This is a genomic window from Flavobacterium odoriferum (assembly GCF_025499515.1).
Classification (GTDB): domain Bacteria; phylum Bacteroidota; class Bacteroidia; order Flavobacteriales; family Flavobacteriaceae; genus Flavobacterium; species Flavobacterium odoriferum.
Genome location: NZ_JAMKFA010000066.1, coordinates 1 through 429, shown reverse-complemented (window position 1 = coordinate 429; position 429 = coordinate 1). Strand labels below are relative to the sequence as shown.

Here is a 429-nt window from a genome sequence, read left to right as displayed (position 1 = left end):
GTTGTAAACAAGCAAAACACCACCAGCAAGAATACCAGCTAGAGTAACTGCCCAGATTAGTAGACCAGTTTTGCCGCCAACATAGACATCACCCCCGGGTGACCACTCCTCTTCGTTGTAGATTGGACTGTAGCCATCAACATTGGCACCATATTTGTCAACGAATTGGTAGACGCCTTTGCCCCTTCCCTTGCTTCCGGATGCATCACGTCCATCCTTATAATCCATTCCTCCGCCAAGTCCAAAAGGTTTGTCAGTCTTGATCTTTTTGCCACCACTAGCACGAACAGTGAAGGAAGTGGAAGATCTAGCAAGTGAAGGCAAGCCTTTGACAGCAGACTTGTCAATGGTAGTAAAAGCTGAAGGTTTCAAGCTCAATGAACTCATCACTGAGGTTGCCATATTCAATTAAAGCCTAAGCTATTATTC

1 protein-coding gene is annotated in these 429 nt (G+C 45.5%); it reads right to left on the bottom strand.

Annotated features, from left to right (window positions below; translation table 11 throughout):
• Positions 1-402 (bottom strand): photosystem II protein PsbR (psbR, locus tag M9Q43_RS14125; protein ID WP_262319505.1); only part of this gene is annotated, 402 nt, incomplete at its 3' end.
• Positions 403-429: the final 27 nt, after the last annotated feature.